This window comes from Sphingomonas sp. Leaf4, assembly GCF_920939515.1.
Classification (GTDB): Bacteria; Pseudomonadota; Alphaproteobacteria; order Sphingomonadales; family Sphingomonadaceae; genus Sphingomonas.
Genome location: NZ_CAKLBB010000004.1, coordinates 123,954 through 143,351, shown reverse-complemented (window position 1 = coordinate 143,351; position 19,398 = coordinate 123,954). Strand labels below are relative to the sequence as shown.

16 protein-coding genes are annotated in these 19,398 nt (G+C 67.6%); 6 read left to right on the top strand and 10 right to left on the bottom strand.

Annotation, left to right across the window (positions count from 1 at the left end; all coding sequences use genetic code 11):
- Nucleotides 1-193: 193 nt before the first annotated feature.
- The 4 genes from LRA89_RS07180 (at nucleotide 194) to LRA89_RS07165 (ending at nucleotide 6,087) form a co-directional block, all read left to right on the top strand.
- The gene (locus LRA89_RS07180; protein WP_230769601.1) at nucleotides 194-2,998 is read left to right on the top strand and encodes a TonB-dependent receptor; all 2,805 of its coding nucleotides are present in this window, start codon (nucleotides 194-196) and stop codon (nucleotides 2,996-2,998) included.
- A 56-nt stretch (nucleotides 2,999-3,054) separates the two neighbouring features.
- Nucleotides 3,055-4,230, top strand: coding sequence for a histidine-type phosphatase (locus LRA89_RS07175; protein WP_230769600.1), 1,176 nt, complete (start codon nucleotides 3,055-3,057; stop codon nucleotides 4,228-4,230).
- Between the two features lie 13 nt (nucleotides 4,231-4,243).
- On the top strand, nucleotides 4,244-4,768 hold the full coding sequence (locus LRA89_RS07170; protein WP_230769599.1) for a gamma carbonic anhydrase family protein: 525 nt from the start codon (nucleotides 4,244-4,246) through the stop codon (nucleotides 4,766-4,768).
- A gap of 188 nt (nucleotides 4,769-4,956) precedes the next feature.
- Entirely contained in the window at nucleotides 4,957-6,087 is a 1,131-nt protein-coding gene (locus LRA89_RS07165) for an acyltransferase family protein (protein WP_268934901.1), read from the top strand.
- 146 nt (nucleotides 6,088-6,233) lie between these two features.
- Here the strand turns inward: LRA89_RS07165 and LRA89_RS07160 are convergent, their stop codons facing one another.
- Nucleotides 6,234-7,751: a UxaA family hydrolase gene (locus tag LRA89_RS07160; protein ID WP_230769769.1), complete on the bottom strand. Its 1,518-nt coding sequence runs from the start codon at nucleotides 7,749-7,751 to the stop codon at nucleotides 6,234-6,236.
- 68 nt (nucleotides 7,752-7,819) lie between these two features.
- Between LRA89_RS07160 and uxaC the strand changes: the two genes are divergently transcribed.
- Together uxaC and LRA89_RS07150 are read left to right on the top strand one after the other, a co-directional pair.
- The gene (gene uxaC / locus LRA89_RS07155) at nucleotides 7,820-9,229 is read left to right on the top strand and encodes a glucuronate isomerase (protein WP_230769597.1); all 1,410 of its coding nucleotides are present in this window, start codon (nucleotides 7,820-7,822) and stop codon (nucleotides 9,227-9,229) included.
- Nucleotides 9,226-10,641, top strand: coding sequence for a mannitol dehydrogenase family protein (locus LRA89_RS07150; RefSeq protein WP_230769596.1), 1,416 nt, complete (start codon nucleotides 9,226-9,228; stop codon nucleotides 10,639-10,641). Before uxaC ends, LRA89_RS07150 begins: the two co-directional genes overlap by 4 nt.
- Before the next feature lie 123 nt (nucleotides 10,642-10,764).
- On the opposite strand, the gene LRA89_RS07145 is transcribed toward LRA89_RS07150, so the two are convergent.
- The 9 genes from LRA89_RS07145 to LRA89_RS07105 form a co-directional block, all read right to left on the bottom strand.
- Nucleotides 10,765-12,618, bottom strand: a complete 1,854-nt coding sequence (locus tag LRA89_RS07145) for a methyl-accepting chemotaxis protein (RefSeq protein ID WP_230769595.1) — start codon at nucleotides 12,616-12,618, stop codon at nucleotides 10,765-10,767.
- Nucleotides 12,619-12,697: 79 nt separating this feature from the next.
- Nucleotides 12,698-12,943 carry a hypothetical protein gene (locus LRA89_RS07140; protein WP_230769594.1) on the bottom strand — a complete coding sequence of 82 codons (246 nt, stop codon included), beginning with the start codon at nucleotides 12,941-12,943 and terminating at the stop codon, nucleotides 12,698-12,700.
- Between the two features lie 44 nt (nucleotides 12,944-12,987).
- Entirely contained in the window at nucleotides 12,988-13,971 is a 984-nt protein-coding gene (locus LRA89_RS07135; protein ID WP_268795719.1) for a chemotaxis protein CheB, read from the bottom strand.
- A gap of 58 nt (nucleotides 13,972-14,029) precedes the next feature.
- The gene (locus LRA89_RS07130) at nucleotides 14,030-14,470 is read right to left on the bottom strand and encodes a chemotaxis protein CheW (protein WP_055759248.1); all 441 of its coding nucleotides are present in this window, start codon (nucleotides 14,468-14,470) and stop codon (nucleotides 14,030-14,032) included.
- Between the two features lie 21 nt (nucleotides 14,471-14,491).
- On the bottom strand, nucleotides 14,492-14,854 hold the full coding sequence (locus LRA89_RS07125; protein WP_055759251.1) for a response regulator: 363 nt from the start codon (nucleotides 14,852-14,854) through the stop codon (nucleotides 14,492-14,494).
- 26 nt (nucleotides 14,855-14,880) lie between these two features.
- Complete coding sequence (locus LRA89_RS07120) at nucleotides 14,881-15,435, bottom strand: chemotaxis protein CheD (RefSeq protein ID WP_082448227.1); 555 nt, start codon at nucleotides 15,433-15,435, stop codon at nucleotides 14,881-14,883.
- Nucleotides 15,423-16,442 (bottom strand): protein-glutamate methylesterase/protein-glutamine glutaminase, encoded by a 1,020-nt coding sequence (locus tag LRA89_RS07115; protein WP_056498017.1) that lies wholly within the window; start codon nucleotides 16,440-16,442, stop codon nucleotides 15,423-15,425. The genes LRA89_RS07120 and LRA89_RS07115 overlap by 13 nt, the downstream gene beginning before the upstream one ends.
- Nucleotides 16,439-17,302 (bottom strand): CheR family methyltransferase, encoded by an 864-nt coding sequence (locus LRA89_RS07110; protein WP_230769593.1) that lies wholly within the window; start codon nucleotides 17,300-17,302, stop codon nucleotides 16,439-16,441. Before LRA89_RS07110 ends, LRA89_RS07115 begins: the two co-directional genes overlap by 4 nt.
- Nucleotides 17,299-19,386, bottom strand: a complete 2,088-nt coding sequence (locus LRA89_RS07105; protein WP_230769592.1) for a chemotaxis protein CheA — start codon at nucleotides 19,384-19,386, stop codon at nucleotides 17,299-17,301. The genes LRA89_RS07110 and LRA89_RS07105 overlap by 4 nt, the downstream gene beginning before the upstream one ends.
- Nucleotides 19,387-19,398: the final 12 nt, after the last annotated feature.

The following is a 19,398-nucleotide window of genomic DNA, read 5'->3' as shown; positions in this document are numbered from 1 at the left end:
TAGTCGAGCGCAACCGCCATGCGGCAATATCATCAATATATCATCGTCAATCCCCGCCATTCCCACAAATACCGATGGTATTTTTGTATACCAACGCTGTTTCGTCACAAAAACTACGCAAACGAGCGTTAGGCGCGCCATCCAACGGGGAACAGCCCCGGCATCCCAGACATAGTCCCGAGGGGGGAAATCCATGACGTCGTTCCAACCGTCGCCGGTACGCCGGCAGCGCGCCCATGCGCTTGTCCTGTCGACCGGCGTCGCCATCGCCGCGCTGACGCTGCCGGCCGTCGCCTTTGCGCAGGAGGCGTCGCCCGCCACCGCCGAGGCGAGCGCGCAGACCGCCAGCGAATCGCTGACCGACGACATCGTCGTCAACGGCCGTCGCCAGCGCAGCGCGCTGAACGAGGAACAGGCCGCGATCGGCACGATCGACATCGTGACCGCCGGCGACGTCGCGATTCATTCGCAGACCGGTATCGCCGACCTCGCCAAGCAGATGCCCGGCATCTCGGTCAGCCGCGATCAGGGCCGCAACCAGAGCGCGACCGGCGAAGCCCAGTTCGTCACCATTCGCGGCTTCGACACCGGCTACAACGCCTATACCCTCGACGGGCTGCGCTTGCCGCAGACGGCGGGCAGCAGCCGTGCGATCTCGCTCAACCTCTTCTCGCCGTTCGCGATCGGCGGGATCGCCGCCGACAAGACGCCGGGCGCCGCCAAGGATGCCGACAGCATCGCCGGCATCATCGACCTGCGCACCCCGACCGCGTTCGACTTCGCGCAGAGCTTCACCCGCGCCCGCGTGCTGGGCCAGGTTGCCGGCCTCGCGCTCGACCGCGAGCAGGAAGCGTTCGGCGGCGCGATCGGCATCGACGCCGCGCGCCGGTTCGGCACCGACGACCAGTTCGGCGTGTATCTGGCGGGCTATTTCGAGGAGCGCGGCAACGCCGCCGAATCGACGGCAGTGCAGAGCGATTATCAGACAACCAATTTCGATGTCGGCACCGCACGCGACAATCCCAATGCATTGTCGGCCAATGGCGTGCAGTGGAATTTCTACAACAACAAGATCAAGCGCTATGGCGCGACCGGATCGCTCGATTTCCGGAGCGAGGCGATCGAACTGTACGGCCGCGTGAATTATGCGACCTATCTGAACACCAATACGATGAACCAGACCGGCCTGCGCAACGAGACGACCAGCGGCCAGTCGAGCGGCAACCCGTTGCGGACGCTGCGCAACGGCAGCACGACCCGTGCCTATAACGCGGCGGGGATCTACAACCCGCAGGGTATCAATCCGGCCAGCTATTTCCGCACCGAGGATGTCGAGCAGGAACTGTTCTCGGCACAGGTCGGCGCGAAGACGCATTGGGACGGTTTCTTCGCGAACCTCGAAGGGGCCTATGCCGACGGGCGTTTCGATCAGCCGACCCGGATCGAGGCGGCGTTCCGCGGCATCGCGTACAACGGCGCGACCGGAAATACCGGTGCCGCGACCGAAGGCGTCAACGTCGACCTGTCGAACCGCAAGTCGCCGCGTCCGGTGCTGTCGAACGGCGCGATCGCCTATGTCTCCTCGCTCGACCGGCCGACGCAGCTCTATGTCCAGAGCGGCTATGACTATCTGAACGAGGTGAAGAAGACCGCCAAGGCCAGCATCGGCTGGGACGGCGACGGCTTTCTCGGCCATGTCGAGGTCGGCGGGCTGTACGAGGATTCGGACCGCAAGGGCCGCAACCTCGCGCCGGACAATACCCGCTACCGCTTCCTGACGCCGTTGCAGTCGGGCACGGTGCAGGGACCGTCGATCAACCAGTATCTGGGGTATGTGCTCAAGGACTTCCTCGATTATTATCCCGCGCGACCGCTGAAAGTGCTGTCGCGCGCGCAGCTCGACGCGCAGGTGCGCGACTATGTGCCGCTGATCCCGGTGTCGGCCACGACGATCAACCAGGGGCTGCTCGACGGCAACGAGAAGCGCAAGGCGCTCTATGCCACGGCCACGCTGAAACTGGGCGCGCTCGAAGTGATGCCGGGCGTGCGCTATGAGGACAATGGCTTCCGGGCGACCTATTATCTGAACGACGCCGACGGCGCGCGCTTCATCTCGGCCGGTCGTGATTACGACCATGTCGATCCCAGCGTGCTGGCGGCGTGGAAGCCGAACGACCGTATCGTGGTGCGCGGTGCCGCGCGGTCGAGCTATGCTCGGCCATCGTTCGACCTGATCGCCGGTCCGACGCGGATCACCCGCGATCCGGGCCGCAACAACGCGATCATCGCGATCAGCCAGCCCAATCCCGACCTGAAGCCGGTATCGGCATGGAGCTATGACGTCGGCGTCGACTATTACGGCGGCGTCGGCCGTTATTTCCAGCTCGCCGGCTACTATAAGGATCTGTCGAACTTCGTCGTGAACACCGCGACGCGCACGGCGGGCGAAACGATCGACGGCATCACCTATACCCGCCCGATCAACGGCGGCGGCGGCAAGGCCAAAGGCGTCGAGGCATCGGGCCGCTTCACCGTCGGCGACATGGTCGGATCGGCCTTTCTCGGTAATTTCGGCGTGGGCGGCAACGTCACCTATCAGCAGACCGAGGCGTCCTATGTCATCCCGCTGAACGGCGTGCGCACCACGCGCACCAGCGCGCTGCCGCAGGCACCCGACCTGATCTACAATGCCGAGGTGTTCTATGCCGGCGGCGCGTTCCGCACCAACTTGTGGTACAACTACACCGGAAAGATCCTGGCGGCGGTGCAGGACAGCCAGCCCGACATCTATGTCCAGCCGGTGGGCGAGCTGAACTTCGGCGCGGCGTATGAAGTGACCGACAATCTGGAAATCGGCGTGTCGGCGCGCAACCTGCTCGACCAGCACAGCTATTGGGCGACGGTCGGCAAGAGCGAGCGCTATATCTCGAACGACCGCAACGGCGGCTATCTCAAGACCGGCCGGGTGTTCCAGTTCAGCCTGACGATGAAGATGTAAGCCTGTGCGTCCTCCCGGTTCGCGCCGGGAGGACGCAACGAAAAGGAAGTTTCCCGATGCCGTTCCGCTCCGCCGTCGTACTCGGTGCCATGTTGGCGATTGCCCCATCGCCGGTCGCCGCCAAGGGCAGCACGATCGAGCGGGTCGTGCTGCTGATGCGGCACGGCGTCCGCGCGCCGATCGACGGTGAGGCGCCCGCCGACACCCGCGTTGACGGTCGCTGGCCCGGCTGGCCGGTGGCGGCGGAGCATCTGACCCCGCACGGCGCGGCGGCGATCCGCCAGATCGGTCGTCATGACCGGCGCTGGCTGACGACGACCGGCTGCCCTGCGCCCGGCAGCGTGCGCATCTGGACCAATACCGCCGAGCGGACGATCGCCACCGGCCGCGCCTATGCCGAGGGCCTTGCTCCCGGCTGCGCGCTGCCGGTCGGCCATCTGACCGCGCCGCAGGTCGATCCGCTGTTCGAACCGCTGCGTGCCGGGGCCACCGCGTTCGATGCGGGGCAGGCGGTGGCGGCGATCACCGCCTATACCGGCGGCGTGAACGCGCTGACCGCGCGTCATGCCGGCGCGATCCGCGACCTCGACCGCGTGCTTGGCTGCGGTAGCCCCACCGGATGCAGCACGCCCGGCCCGGCGACGCTCAAGCCCAGCGCGAACGGGCGGGGAATCGAGTTCACCGGCCCGATCCGCGCGACCTCGGGCACGGCGCAGGTGATCCTGCTGCAATATGCCGAAGGCATGCCGATCCGCGACGTCGGCTTCGGTCGCGCCGATGCCGCCACGATCCGCCGGATCGGCACGCTCCATGCCGCGCTGTTCGACGTGTTCACCCGCAGCCCGTATATGGCGGCGCATCAGGCCGGGCCGATCGGCGCGCATATGCTGGCGACGCTCGGGGCGTCCAACGGACCCAAGCTGGAGGCACTGATCGGCCACGACACCAACGTCACCGCGCTGGGTGCGGCGCTCGGCGTCGATCTCGACGCGCCGGGGTTCGCGCGCAACGACGTGGCCCCGGGCGGGGCATTGGTGTTCACCCGCCGTCGCGATGCGCGCGGCAGCTTCGTGACGCTGTCGTACCGGGTGCAGCCGCTCGACGTGATCCGCTCGGGCGGAGCAGTCGTCGTCGACCGGCCGTTGCCGATCCCCGGCTGCGCGAAGCGTTGTTCAGTCGAGCGGTTCGACTTGCTGCTGCGCGCGAAGCTCGCCCCGGTGATCGCGCGGTGATAGCATCGCCGCCATGCCTTGCTATGCCCTCGCCGATGCCGTCCCCGATCTCGCCGCCGATGCGTGGGTCGCGCCGTCGGCCGATCTGATCGGCGCGGTGCGACTGGGCGCGCAGGCCAGCGTGTGGTTCGGCGCGACGATCCGCGCCGACAATGGCCCGATCATCGTTGGCGCGCGCAGCAACGTGCAGGACGGCGCGGTGCTGCACGGCGATCCCGGCGCGCCCCTGACGTTGGGCGAGGATTGCACCATCGGCCACCGCGCGATCCTGCATGGCTGCACCATCGGCGACCGCGTGCTGATCGGCATGGGCGCGACGATCCTGAACCATGCGGTGATCGCCGACGATTGCGTGGTGGGGGCCGGCGCGCTGGTAACGGAGGGTAAGAGCTTTCCGCCCGGCAGCCTGATCGTAGGCAGCCCGGCACGGGCGGTACGGACGCTGACCGACGAACAGCTTGCCGGGTTGAGGCTGTCGGCGGCGGTCTATGTGGCTAAGGCAAAACACTATCGCGACGTATTGAAAACCAACTGCTGAACATTAGGGAAGCGGAATCCACGGTATGAACAAAATGTACCGACTTATGCGGTAGCGGTCCAAACCAAGCTATCGCAGGGTCGAGCGCTGGCCGGTTGTCGACAGGACCGTATTGCCGCCCGCACAAATTATTCGTGGAGCAAAGTGGCTTGATGTATATCCCCTTCCTGAAATTCTGGGGGGAATAGGTGCAAGCCGAGCTACGCGATACCTATGGCAGACGCATACCCGCGCTTGATTCGATCCGAGGGATAGCGGCGTTGGCCGTCTGCATGCATCATATCGCCTATCTTTGGGCCGATATAGGACAAGTGCAGGGAGCTCAACTGAAGGCGCTTCGTGCATTCATCATGTGGGGGCACCCCGCAGTACTGGTATTTTTTGCGTTGAGCGGTTTTGTTCTGTTCGTATCGCATCGGCCCGATCAGCCGAAACCCTATGGTCGTTACTTGGTTGGCCGGGTCTTTCGGATATATCCGGCGTACATTGCCGTCTATCTGGCGGTCTTGGCGTTGACGCTTCTTGTTTCGATGGATGCGGCTCAATGGACGGCATCATGGGCCAAGCAAGTTCCACCGCGTGCCGATCTATCAGCACCATCCATCTTTCGAACCGTTTCTTTGATATTCGCGGTCGAAGGCGACACGCGCTTTAATGTGGTGTCGTGGAGCCTGGTTCATGAGATGCGGTTCTCTCTTGTATTTCCGCTAATGGCGTTGCTGTTGTGCCGTTTCCCACGAAGTTTTGTTGGGCTGTCCGCAGTCATGTATGCAATATCGCTCGCGATATTGCCCGCGCTTGGGTTGAAGCCGGACTATCTGATCGCCGGGTATCTGGGTGCGGATATATTCATAACGCTGCATTATCTGCCCTGTTTCGGCGCTGGGATGTTGGCGGCCCTGTTCGTGATGCGCAACCGTACGATCCGGGTGCCGACCATCGCAGTGGTCCTGCTACTGATCCTGTCGATGGCGGTACCGCGGTACGTTCATGATGACCTCGCGCTGGCGATCTGGGGCTCACTGATTATCATCGCCAGTATCGCGAACGCCCGTTTCGCTGCTGTGCTTGACGGGAAAATCTTGCAGTATCTCGGCCGGATTTCGTACAGCTTGTATCTGGTTCATCTGCCGGTCGCGTGGTTGACCTTCTTCCTGCTCGACGATCGACTGCCATTGGCTGTCGTCGCTATGGTCAGCCTTCTTGCCAGCGCGATCTTTGCGACGGTACTGGAACGCTTCGTGGAACGGACCGGGGTGCAGGTCGGAAAAGTCCTGCTGAAGCAGCAGAACCCGCCGCGCGAGCGGGTGCCGGCGTAGGAATGGCGGGGGCATCATCGACGAGCCGCATAGGTTTGACGCCGTGACGCCGGATCAAAGGTTGCGGCGGGGTACGGCGCCGCTGGAGCAAGCGACCTTGGAATTGTCCCGCCATAGCGGGCAGACCATCAGCGTGGACCGGCCACCTAAAGCGTAACCCCCGACTTCCAGATGCCGATCGCGCGTTCGTCGTTCGTCTCGTTGCGCGCGGGTTCGCCCGAGGCGACCGCGACGATCCGGGCGAGCAGCGCGTCGGCGGCCGCGTCCTGCCCGTCGTCGAGCACGGTGGCGGCGTCGAAATCGATCCAGCCCGACTTGCGCGTCGCCAGATCATGGTTGGTCGCGATCTTCATCGTCGGCACCGGCGAGCCGAGCGGCGTGCCGCGTCCGGTCGAGAACAGCGTGATCGTCGCCCCCGCCGCCGCCAGCGCGGTGGTCGACACCGCATCATTGCCCGGTGCATCGACCACCGACAACCCCGGGCGGCGCACCGCCTCACCATAATCGAGCACGTCGCTTACCCGTGCGACGCCGCCCTTCTGCACCGCGCCCAGCGATTTTTCCTCCAGCGTGGTGATGCCGCCCGCGATGTTGCCGGGGCTGGGGTTTTCCGACACCGGTTCGCCGTGATCGAGGAAATAGCGTTTGAAGCGGTTCGTCACCTCGACCAGCCGATCGAACACGCCTTCGTCGGTGCAGCGCGCCATCAGCAACCGCTCCGCGCCGAAGATTTCGGGGATTTCGGTCATCAGGACGGTGCCGCCGGCGGCCGCCACCCGGTCGGTCATCCGCCCGATCAGCGGATTGGCGGTCAGGCCGCTCATCGAATCCGATCCACCGCACTTCACCCCCAGCCGCAGCGCCGACAGCGGCACCGGCTGGCGCTCGCACGCCGCCGCCTCGACCAGCGTGTCGACCGCCGCCAGCCCCTCGGCGAATTCGTCGCCGCTCGCCTGTGCGCGGACATGGGCGACCTTGGCGCGTACCGTGTCGGGCATCCGCGCCAGCATCGCGTCGAGCTGGTTCGATTCGCAACCTAGCCCCAGCAGCAACACGCCCCCGGCATTGGGGTTGGCCGCCAGCGCCGCGAGGATCGCCCCGGTGCGGTTGAGATCGTCACCCAATTGCGAACAGCCGAACGGGTGGTTGAACGCATGGACGCCATCGATCCGCCCGGCATGGCGCGGCCCGGCCGCTGCCGCGATCCGCTCGCCCAGCCGGCCGACGCAGCCGACCGTCGGCAGGATCCAGATTTCGTTGCGGGTGGCGACGCTGCCATCGGCGCGGACATAGCCCATGAACCCCGGCTCGCGGCGCGCCGGCACCGCTTCTGCCGCGACCGGTTCGTAGCGATAGGCGTCCTCGCCGCTCAGCGCGGTGCGGACATTGTGGACATGGACATGTTCGCCGACCGCGATCGGTTGGCGGGCAAGGCCGATCGGCGCGCGATAGCGGCGCACCGGTGCCCCTTGTGCCACGGCGCGCACCGCGATCTTGTGCCCGGCGGGGATCGCGTCGCGGGCGATAACGATAATATCGTCGACCGCCACCGTATTGCCCGCCTCGACCGGAGCGAGCAGGACGGCGACGTCGTCATCGCCATCGACCCGGACCGATCGGACGGGGGCAGGGCGGGAATCGGCGGTGGACAGGATTTCGAGCATGGGGCTGAAATAGTCTGTTGCCACCGTTGGCACAATGCCGCATCGGGCATCGGCAAAAGGAGAGTGTGATGCCTGCCCTGCTGCTCGACCCCGATCGCCTGTTCCCCGCCGATCCGACGACGCGGGGCCTCGCACGCGAACTCTACGCCGAAATCCGCGACCTGCCGATCGTCAGCCCGCACGGTCATACCGACCCGTCGTGGTTCGCGACCGACCGGCCGTGGCGCGATGCGACCGAGCTGCTGCTGTCGCCCGACCATTATATCTTTCGTATGCTCTACAGCCAGGGCGTGGCGCTGGACGACGTCGCGGTGCCGCGCCGCGACGGCAGCATCACCGCCGATCCGCGCGCGGCGTGGCGCGTATTCGCCGCGCACCAGCATCTGTTCCGCGGCACGCCGTCGCGGCTGTGGCTCGACCATGTGTTCGGCGAGGTGTTCGGCTTCGACGAAGCGCTGACCACCGCCAATGCCGACACCTATTTCGACCGGATCGGCGACCTGCTCGCCAGCGACGCCTATCGCCCGCGGGCATTGTTCGACCGGTTCGGCATCGAACTGATCGCGACGACTGAAGGCGCGGACGACCCGCTGCTCCACCACCGCGCCATTCGGGAAAGCGGCTGGGGCGGGCGTGTCGTCACCGCCTATCGCCCCGATGCGGTGATCGATTGCGAGCATGAGGCATTCCGCCCCGCGCTGCTGAAGTTCGCCGATCTTACGGGCGAGGACGTCCACGACTGGCAGGGCTATCTGGCCGCGCATCGCAAGCGCCGGCAGGATTTCATCGCCGCCGGCGCGACCTCGACCGACCACGGCCATCCGACCGCGCGTACCGCCAACCTGTCGACCGTGGAAGCCGAAGCCCTGTTCGCCAAGGTGATCGGCGGCACCGCCGACGCCGCCGACGCCGAGCTGTTCCGCGCGCAGATGCTGACCGAAATGGCGCGCATGTCGATCGACGACGGGCTGGTGATGCAGATCCACCCCGGATCGTTCCGCAACCATAATCGCGGACTGTTCGACGCCTATGGCCGCGACAAGGGCGCCGACATCCCGACGCGGACCGATTATGTCGCGGCGTTGAAGCCGATGCTCGACGTGGTCGGCACCAGCACCGAACTGACGATCATCCTCTTCACCCTCGACGAAACGACCTATGCCCGCGAACTGGCGCCGCTGGCAGGCCATTATCCGTGCCTGCGGCTGGGGCCGGCGTGGTGGTTCCACGACAGTCCCGAGGGCATGCGCCGTTTCCGCGAGATGACGACCGAGACGGCGGGTTTCTATAACACCGTCGGTTTCAACGACGATACGCGCGCCTTCCTGTCGATCCCGGCGCGGCACGACGTCGCCCGTCGCGTCGATTGCGCGTTCCTTGCCCGGCTGGTCGCCGAACACCGGCTGGCGCTCGACGAGGCGCATGCGGTCGCGCACGATCTGACCTATGCCCTCGTCAAACAGGCGTACAAGCTGTGAAACTGTCGAACGCCACGCTGGCGCAGGCCGCGCCGATGGTCGCGCGGCCGGACTATGACCGGACCGCGCTGACGCCCGGTATCGTCCACATCGGCCCCGGCGCATTCCACCGCGCGCATCAGGCGGCCTATGTCGATGCGATCCTCAAGGCCGATCCGCGCTGGGCAATCAGCGCGGTCGCGCTGAACTCGACCAGCGTCGCCGAAGCGCTCGGGCCGCAGGACGGGCTCTACACGCTGGCGCTGCTCGACAGCGACACGCGGTTCCGCGTCATCGGATCGATCACGGAACTGCTGACCGCGCATCGCCGCGACGCGCTGCTCTCGCGGCTCGCCGCGCCGACAACGCGGCTGGTGACGACGACCGTGACCGAAAAGGGCTATCACCTGACCGGCGATGGCGCGCTCGACCTCGACGCGCCGGCGATCGTTCGCGAACTCGATGGGGCGGAGCCATCGACGCTGTCGGGCTGGCTCGTTGCCGGCCTCGCCGCGCGGCGGGCGAGCGGCGGGGGCGCGATCACGCTGCTGTCGTGCGACAATCTGGCGGACAACGGCCACCGCTTCCGCCGGTCGGTGCGCGATCTCGCCGCCGCGCGCGATCCCGATCTGGCGTTGTGGATCGACGACAGCGTCCGCTTTCCCTGCGCGATGGTCGATTCGATCACCCCTGCGACCGACGATGCCCTGCGCGACACCGTCCGCGCCGCGACGGGCCTCGACGATGCGTGGCCGATCCAGCGCGAGGCGTTCGCGCAATGGGTGATCGAGGATGATTTCGCCGGCGACCGGCCGCCGTTCGACCTAGCCGGCGTCCAGTTCACCCGCGACGTTCGCGGTTTCGAGAATGCGAAGCTGCGGCTGCTGAACGGGGCGCATTCGACGCTCGCCTATGTCGGATTGCTGCTCGGCCTCGGCACGGTGCGCGATGCGATGCGCGACACGGCGCTTGCCGGGTTCGTCGAGCGGCTGATGCGCGAGGATATTGCGCCATCGATCGTGCCGCCCGCCGAAATGGACCTGTCGGCCTATATCGCGGCGGTGCTCGGGCGGTTCGCCAATCCTGCGATCGCGCACCAACTGGCGCAGATCGCATGGGATGGATCGCAGAAGCTGCCCTATCGCCTGCTCGACACGGTGCGCGATGCCCGTGCGGCGGGGCGTAGCGTCACGCGGCTGGCGGTGCCGATCGCGGCGTGGTTCCGTTTCCTCGAACTGCGCAAGGCCAGCGGCGAGACGCTGGTCGATCCGCGCGGCGATGCGTTGCTCGCACGCGCCGGCGATGTCGATGCGCTGCTGGCGATGCGCGACATCTTCGGCGATCTGGGCGACGATACGGCGTTCGCCGACGCGGTACGGCAGGCGTATGCCGCGCTGGCACCGGGCGGGAACGTGCGCGGCGCGTTGATCTGATCGGAAACGAGCCGGGGCGGAGCGCCCCGGCTCGTCAATCCGTTACCATTAATTCGACTGCATCGAAACGTCGCCCGAGCGAAGGCTGGGATGACGTCTGTTCCAATGCGGATGGATCCACCGTCAGAAGCTGCTCCAGTCGTCCTCGTCGGCCTTGATCGCCGTGTTGCCGCGCACCGGCCGGGCCACGCGCTTTGGCGGCGGCGGCGGTGCCATCGGCCGTGTCGCCCGCAGCGGGACGACCTGCGCGACGGGGGCCGCCGGGGCGGGGGCGTCGTCGACCACGAAGCGGCCGACCTGCGCGTCGAGCGTCGCGGTTTCGTCACCCAGCGCGCCGACCGCCGCGTTGATCTCCTCGATCATCGCCGCGTTCGACTGGGTCACGCTGTCCATCTCGCCGATCGCGGTGTTGATCTGCTGGATGGTCGCCGCCTGTTCCGACGCGCTGCCGGCGATGGCGGTGACGAAGGTCGCGATCTGGTTGATGTCGGTGGCGATGCCGCGCAGCGATTCGTCGGTCTGCCGGGCGAGGTCGACGCCGTTGCGCACCCGCCCGACCGTCGCGGTGATCCGCTGGTTGATGTCGCGCGCCGCATCGGCCGATCGCTCGGCCAGCGCGCGCACTTCGGACGCGACGACCGCAAAGCCCTTGCCGGCGTCGCCCGCGCGGGCCGCCTCGACCCCGGCGTTCAGCGCTAGCAGGTTGGTCTGGAACGACAGCCCGTCGATTAGCGAGATGATCTCGGCGATCTCGTTCGACGACCGTTCGATGTCGCCGATCGCGGCGACGGTGCGGCGGACGATCTCCTCGCTTTCCTTCACATCCTCGCGCGCCTTGCCGGCCACGTCCTGCGCGCTGCGGGCCTGCACCGCATTCTCGCGCACCGTGTCCGACATCTCGTTGATCGCGGCGGATGTTTCCTCAAGGCTCGCGGCCTGTTGCTCGGCACGGCGGGCGAGGTCGTCGGTCGCCGCCTGCATCTCGGCAGTGTTCTCGACGATGCCGCTGGTGCCGTCGCGCACGCTGGCGATCGCCTGGCCGAGCTGTGCGACCGATGCGTTGAAGTCGCGCTCCAGCGTGGCATAGGCCGGCGGGAAGCCGTGCAACCGCGCGCGCAGGTCGAAGGCGGAAAGGCGGGCGAGTGCCGCGCCGACCCGGTCGACGACCAGTTGCTGTTCGGCGTCGGCCTGCGCCTTGGCGACGGCGGCGTCGCGGAATACCAGCACCGCGCGCGACATCGCGCCGATCTCGTCGCCGCGCGTGGCATCGGCCACCGCGACGCCGTGATCGCCGGTCGCCAGTGCCTCCATCTCGTCGGTCAGCCGCACGATCGGCCGGGCGAGCGAGCGCGCCAGCAGGATCGACAGCACGATCGTCGCCGCGACCAGCGCGATGCCGCCGACCAGCAGCGTGAGCATGCCGGTGTGCATCGCTTCGGTACGGGCCAGGCGGACCTGCTGCATCGTCGCGCCCTGCGCGTCGCGTACCGCGTGCAGCGGCGGGGTGACGGTGTCCACCCAGAAGCGCACCGCCCATTCGTTGCGGCCGAGCAGCAGGCGCCGCCCCGCTTCGCTGTCGGTGCGGGCGAGCGCGATCACCGGATCGATCAACTGCCGCCGCCATTCGTCCATCCGCTGCCGGGTTTCGACGATGTCGCGCTGTGCCGTGGCGTCCCCCGCCAGCAACTGGCCGAGCGCGTCGGCGGCCTTGCGCTCGCGGTCGACCGCCTCGCGGTAATCGGCGATATTCTGCGGATCGCCGGCGATGATGAAGCCGCGCATCTGGCTGTTCTGTGCGAGCATCGCGGCTTCCATCGCCTGCGCCTCGCTATGGATGTCCTGGGCGCGGACGCTGTCGGCGCTGGTCGTCCCGATCCGGTCGAGCGCCCACCACAGGATGCCGATCATCAAAAGGACGCTGAGCGTCAGGACGCCGAACGCGCCGGCGATGCGCTTGCCGATGGGTAACGATTGCATTTGGATGGTGGCCCCCGGTGTAAAAACCCCTCGATTCTTCCCCGGCGTAGCGCGTCAATCTTCACAGCGGGTTAAACGGTCAGCCGCCGACACCGTCCATCCGCCGCAACAATCGCTGCCGCATCTCGTCCAGCGTCACCGCGTTCACCGCCGCCGGCGCGTCCGGCCCGGCGCGCAGCAGGTCGGCGATCGCCAACTGCATCTGCGTCACCCGGTCGACTTCCTGCAGGCTGGTCAGGTGGCGACGCAGCGTCACCTCGTCGCTGGCAAGATCATAGGCGAGGTCGGCCAGCCGCTGCGAGGCGAGCAGCAGTTCGTCGGCCATGGCCAGCGCCAGCGTGTCCCGCTCGCAGCGGGGGGCGGGGGGCGTTATCGCGAGCATAGTTTGAGCACCGCCTGCGCCAGCGCATCGCGCGCCACCGGTTGCGACACCATGCCGCGCGCGAGGACATGGCCGCCGCCCGCCGCCGGCGCGATGGTGTAGCCGCCCGCCGCCGTCATCGCCTTCACCCCGCCGCCACCGTCCTCGCTGCCGTCGATCAGCAGCGTACCGACCACGTCGGTGCCCGCCGCCTTGGCGGCGGAGGCGAACAGCAGCGAGATCGACGGCCGCTCGCCCGCCACCGGATCGCGCGCGAGCAGTCGGACGCGCCCGTTCGGCCACGCATCGACGATCAGGTGATGATCGCCCGGCGGCGCGAAATAGAGCGTGCCCTGCTCGATCGCCATGCCATCGGCGGCGACCGTCACCTTGGGCGCGATCTGCTGTCCCAGCTTGGCGACCATGCTGTCGAGCAGGCCGGGCGCCAGATGCTGGACGATCAGCACCGGCGGGCAGTTCGCCGGAAAGGCGGTGAACATCTCGAACATCGCGGCGGTGCTCGACGCATCGCCGCCGACCACGACCAGCCGGCCGTTCCAGTCGATCGGCGCGACCTTCGTCACCGCGGCGGCCGGACGGACGGCCTTGAGCTCCATGTTGCGCGCCTGTTTGATCCGCTTGCCGAGCCGCGCGATGATCGCGTCCAGTTCGGCCGGCGCGGCGACGCGCGGCTTGGGAAAACAGTCGATCGCGCCCAGCCGGAGCGCCTCGATCGATTCGGACGCACCGTCGGTGGTGCGGGTCGAGAACATGATGACCGGCATCGGCCGCCGCTCCATCACTTCGGCCAGATAGTCGATCCCGCTCATTCCCGGCATCTCGACGTCCAGCGTCATGACGTGGGGGCGTAAGCTCTCCATCATCTCGCGTGCCTCCGCTGCGCCGTCGGCCAGTCCGACGACCTCCACTCCGGCGATCCTCTCCAGCGCCCCGGCGATCAGGGCGCGCATGGTCAGTGAATCATCGACCACGATTACTTTGGTTGTTACGGGCACAGGCCGAACCTTCGGCGAAAGAGGAATGACGGGGTCAGGCGGCGTCCGCCATCGCCACCGGCTCGACCAGCCGGTCGAGTGCGAGTACCAGGATCATGCGGTCGTCGATCGTCGCCAGCCCTTCGAGGAAGCGCGACGCTTCGGTATCGCCCATGTCGGGAAGCGGTTGCATCGCTTCGGGCGCGACGGTGACGATGTCGTTCACCGCATCGACGATCACCCCCTGCAACTGCTGGCCGATGCGGACCACGATGATGACGTGGCGTGCGGTCGGATCGGTCGTGCCCCATCCCAGCCGGCACCGCAGGTCGAGTACCGGCAGCACCACCCCGCGCAGGTTCACCACGCCGCGCACATGCGCCGGCACGTTGGGCAGCGGCGTCGCCGGCGACCATGCGCGGATTTCGCGGATCGCCATGATGTCGACGCCGAGAATCTGCTCGCCGAGCTGGAAGGTGATGAGTTGACGGGACATGGCGGACCTCGCGGGGTTGGATCAGTGCAGCACGCGGCGGATCGCCGCGGCCAGCTTGTCGGGGTTGAACGGCTTGACGATCCATCCGGTCGCGCCGGCGGCACGCGCGCGCGCCTTCTTGTCGTCGGAGCTTTCGGTGGTCAGCACCAGGATGGGCAGGCTGCTGCGGCCCTGTCCACGCACCTCGGCGATCAGGCCGAAGCCGTCCATCCGCGGCATGTTGATGTCGGTGATGAGCAGATCGGGTTCGACCCCGCCCAGCGTTTCGAGCGCATGGACGCCGTCCTCCGCCTCGATCACGCGATAGCCGAGATCGGTCAGCGCGATACGTAGCAGCATGCGCATACTGGGGGAATCATCAACGGTCATAATGGTCTTGTTCATTGTGCAACTCCCTGAATAGACATGGATCAGTTAAAAAATTCGACATCGCCGCCCAATGCCGCGATCGGTACGGCCGCGCGCACGGGACGCAGCGGCGCCATCACGTCGATCACCGACCGGCACCGGGCGAGGCCGAGCGCGGCGCGGAACTCGACCCGGCGGGCGCACGCCCCGCCGACGTCCTCGCCGACCAGCGGGATATTCTCGGCCCGCAGGAATTCGCGGGCGAAGGTGACGTTGGCCGCGCCGAAATCGCGAAATCCCTGCCGCATCATCGCTCCGCCGAAGATCCGCGCCTTCAGCCGGTGCCGCGCCGCGCCGACCGCCAGCATCGCGTTGATGAGCACCTCCATCGCATAGACGCCGTACCGCTGCATCGACGCGGTGTCGGTCGCGCTGCCGTCGGCCAGCAGATAATGGTTGATGCCGCCGACCTGCGCGACCGGATCGTAGAAGCACGCCGCCACGCAACTGCCGAGCACGGTCGTCAGCACCACGTCGGGCGCGCGGCTCACCTGCGTCTCGCCCTGCGCGACGGTGATGCGGCGGAACGGGAAATCGGGCGTGTTCATGCGGCGCATGCCGCCAGCAGGCGCGGGCCGATGCGGCGCAGGGGAAGTTGTTCGACCACGGCACCGATCCGGTGCGCGACCGCCGGCATGCCATAGACGATACTGGTCGCCGCATCCTGTCCGATCGTCATCGCCCCCGCCATTCGCATCGTCCTCAACCCTTCGGCACCATCGCCACCCATCCCGGTCAGGATCGCTCCTGCCGCATCCGCGCCGGCGTGACGCGCGATCGAATGAAACAGCCGGTCGACCGAGGGGCGGTGCCCGTTGGTCTTGTCCGCTTCGATCAGGCGACAGTGTCGCCGCTCGCCGCTGCCGCCGATCTCCAGATGCCGCTCGCCGCCCGGCGCTACATGGACCGTACCGACCGACAGGACCGCGCCGGCGCGTGCTTCGGCGACGGTCGGCGCGCACATCCGGTTCAGCCGCGCGGCGAAACTGGTGGTGAAGCTGGCGGGCATGTGCTGGACGATGACGGTCGGCGGGCAATTGGCCGGAAAACTCGACAGCAGTTCGATCAGCGCCTCGACGCCGCCGGTGGATGCGCCGATCGCGATCATCGCACCGCCACGCGGCGTATAGCCCTTGGTCGCGGTGCCGGGTGCGGCGGCCCCGCGCGCCTGCGGCCGGGTGGCGGCGGCGGCGCGGACCAGTTCGGCCAGATCGACGCTGCCCGCCTGTCGCGTCTGCAACCCTGCCTTGTCGAAACAGTCGAACGCGCCCAGTTCCAGCGCGGCCAGCGTGGTATCGGCGCGTTCCGAGGTCAGCGACGACACCATCACCACCGGCATCGGCCGCAGCCGCATCAGCCGTTCGAGGAAATCGAGCCCGTTCATCCCCGGCATCTCGATGTCGAGCGTTACGACATCGGGGTCGAGCGCCTTGATCTGCGCGCGCGCCTCGTCGGCGCTGGCGGCGGTGCCGATCACCTCGATCGATGGATCGGCGGCGAGCCGCTGGCGGATCAGCGCCTGCATCGTGCGCGAATCGTCGATGACGAGGGTACGGACGCTCATGCCGCGACCTTCAGATAGGCGGTGCGCCCGACCAGTTCGAACCGGCGCGCGACCGGCCCGATCAGCCGTTCGGAATGGCCGATATAGAGCATGCCGCCGACCTCGAGATGATCGGCCAGCCGGCTGAGCAGCCGTTCCTTGGTCGGTTCGTCGAAATAGATCATGACGTTGCGGCACAGGATCGCGTCGAACCGCCGCCTGAGCGGCCAGTCGCCGAGCAGGTTGAGCGATTTGAACGCGATCGCGTCGCGCAGCAGCGGATCGACCGTCAGCATGTCGCCGCGCCCCTGCGTCCAGACGCTGCGCAGCGTCGCGGGTACATTGGCCAGCGCGTCGCGCGGATAGCTGCCGGCGCGGGCGGTCGCCAGCACGCTCGGCGAGATGTCGGTGGCGAGCATGCGGAAGTCGCGGCGCAGCAGGTGCGCGGCGTTCGCGCGGTCCTCGCCCAGCGCGGCCATCAGCCAGCTATAGGGTTCCTCGCCCGAGGAGCAGGCCGACGACCACAGCCGGACCGGATCGCCGGCGGTCAGCCGCGCCGCCAGCGTCGGCCACAGCCGCTGCGCGAAATCCTCGAAATGATGTGGTTCGCGAAAGAAGCTGGTGTGGTTGGTCGTCAGCGCGTCGAGCGCGCGGGCGCGCTCGGCGGGATCGCGGCCGATCAGCGCGATATAGTCGCCGACGCTGGTCAGCCCGCAGGCACGCACGCGCGGCGCCAGTCGGCCATAGACAAGCTGCGCCTTGCCCTCGGGCAGCAGGATGCCGACCTCGGCATGGGCGATCGCGGCGATCGCCTCGTGATCGGCCTTGCAGAAGCCGAACTCGCGGGTGCGGGGCGCAGGCTGGGCGGCAGGGGCGTTCATGCGGCACGGGCCAGCGGCGCGCGGATGCCGGCGCGGCTGTGCGCGGTCAGCGCATCGACGTCGAGGATCAGCGCGACCCGCCCGTCGCCGAGGATCGTCGCCCCCGACACGCCGTCGATCGCCCGGTAATTCGCCTCGAGGCTTTTGACGACCACCTGCCGCTGGTCCTGGATCGAATCGACCAGCAGCGCCGCCTGCCCCTGATCGCCCTCGACCACGATCAGCACCGCCTGTGTCGCGTCGCGTTCGGCCCCGCCGATGTCCAGATGCCGTGCGACCGGCAGCACCGGCACATAGGCGCCGCGCACGTCGAGCAGCGCGGCGTCGGGACCGAAGCGGTTGAGCATCGCCTCGGTCGGGCGCAGGCTCTCGACGATCGCGCCCAGCGGGATGACGAAGGTCTGGCTGCCGACCGTCACGATCATCCCGTCGAGTACCGCCAGCGTCAGCGGCAGGCTGAGCGAGAAGCTGGAGCCATGGCCCTCGCGCGACTGGATGCCGATCCGCCCGCCCAGCGCCTGGATATTGCGGCGGACCACGTCCATTCCCACGCCGCGCCCGGAAATGTTGGACACGGCGGCGGCGGTCGAAAAGCCCGGTGCGAAGATCAGATTGTCGATCTCGTCGTCGCTCAGCGCAGCGTCGGGCAGGACGATGCCGCGCTCGATCGCCTTGGCCAGCACCGCCCGCCGGTCGATGCCGCGTCCATCGTCGGTGACGGTGATGACGATCCGCCCCGAATGATGCGCGGCCGACAGCCGCACCAGCCCCTCGGCCGGCTTGCCGGCGGCGGCGCGCACGTCGGGCGTCTCCAGCCCATGGTCGACGGCATTGCGGATGAGGTGGGTGAGCGGCTCGCCGATGCGTTCGACCACGGTCTTGTCGACCTCGGTCATCTCGCCCTCGACCTCCAACCGGACGCGCTTGCCCGTTTCGCCCTCCAGCTCGCGGATGATGCGCGGCACGCGGCTGAACACCGTCTTCATCGGCTGCGCGCGGATCGCCATCGTCGATTCCTGCAACTCGCGCGTCAGATGTTCGAGGTCGCTCAGTTCCGATATGTCGCCCAGACGGTGTTCGGTCAGGCGCTGCGCCAGCATCGCCTGGGTAATCACCAGTTCGCCGACCAGATTGACCAGCCGGTCGAGCCGGTCGAGGTCGACGCGGATCGTCTGACCGCCGGTCGCCACCGCCTTGGCCAGTGGTTCGTCGCTGACGACCGGCGGTGCGACCGCCTCTACGACGATGTCGGGTTCGGGGGTGGGCAGGGGTTCCGGATCGGCCAGCATCGCCAGCAGATCGTCGATGTCGGGATCGTCCGCCGCCACCGCCGCCGCCGCATCGGCGCGCGCCAGCGTTACTTCGCAGGCATCGACGAAATCGAACACCGCGCGGATGTCGTCCTCGTCCAGCGTGCCGGGCAACGCCACCTGCCAGCCGAGATACGGCGTCGCGGGATCGAGTTCAGCCAGTGCCGGCAGCGCCGACCGGTCGCAGGACAGGATCGTGCCGCCGAGCAGCGCCAGTTCGCGCAGCAGCAGCAGCGGTTCGGAACCATGGTCGAACGCGCCGGGCGTCGGCCGGCAGGTAAGCGACCAGTCCGCCACGACCGGTTCGGCCGGGACGACATCGTCCAGCATCGCCATCAGATCGTCGAACCCGTCGTCGAACGCGGGCGCCGTCGGGGCCGGAGTCGGGGCCGGCGCATCGCCCTTCGCCGCCGCCGTCAGCCGCGCGAGCATCGCCGCGTCGTCGGGCAGGCGGCCGCCGTCGCGGGCCACCGCCACATGATCGGCAAGCACATCGAACGCGCGCATCGTCAGGTCGAGCAGGTCCGGCCCCAGCGCCAGCGTGCCGTTGCGGATCAGGTCGAGCAGCGTTTCATATTCATGGGTATAGGCTTGCAGCCGCTCATGGCCGAACGCCCCTGCGCCCCCCTTGATCGAATGGACGCAGCGGAACACGGCGTTGATCGTTTCGGGATCGCGGTCCCCCTCGCGCAGCAGGGCGAAGTTCGCCTCCATGCCGGCGAGTCCTTCGTCGCATTCCTGAAAGAAAATCTGCTGGATGGCGTCGAGATCCACGGGCGCGCTCCG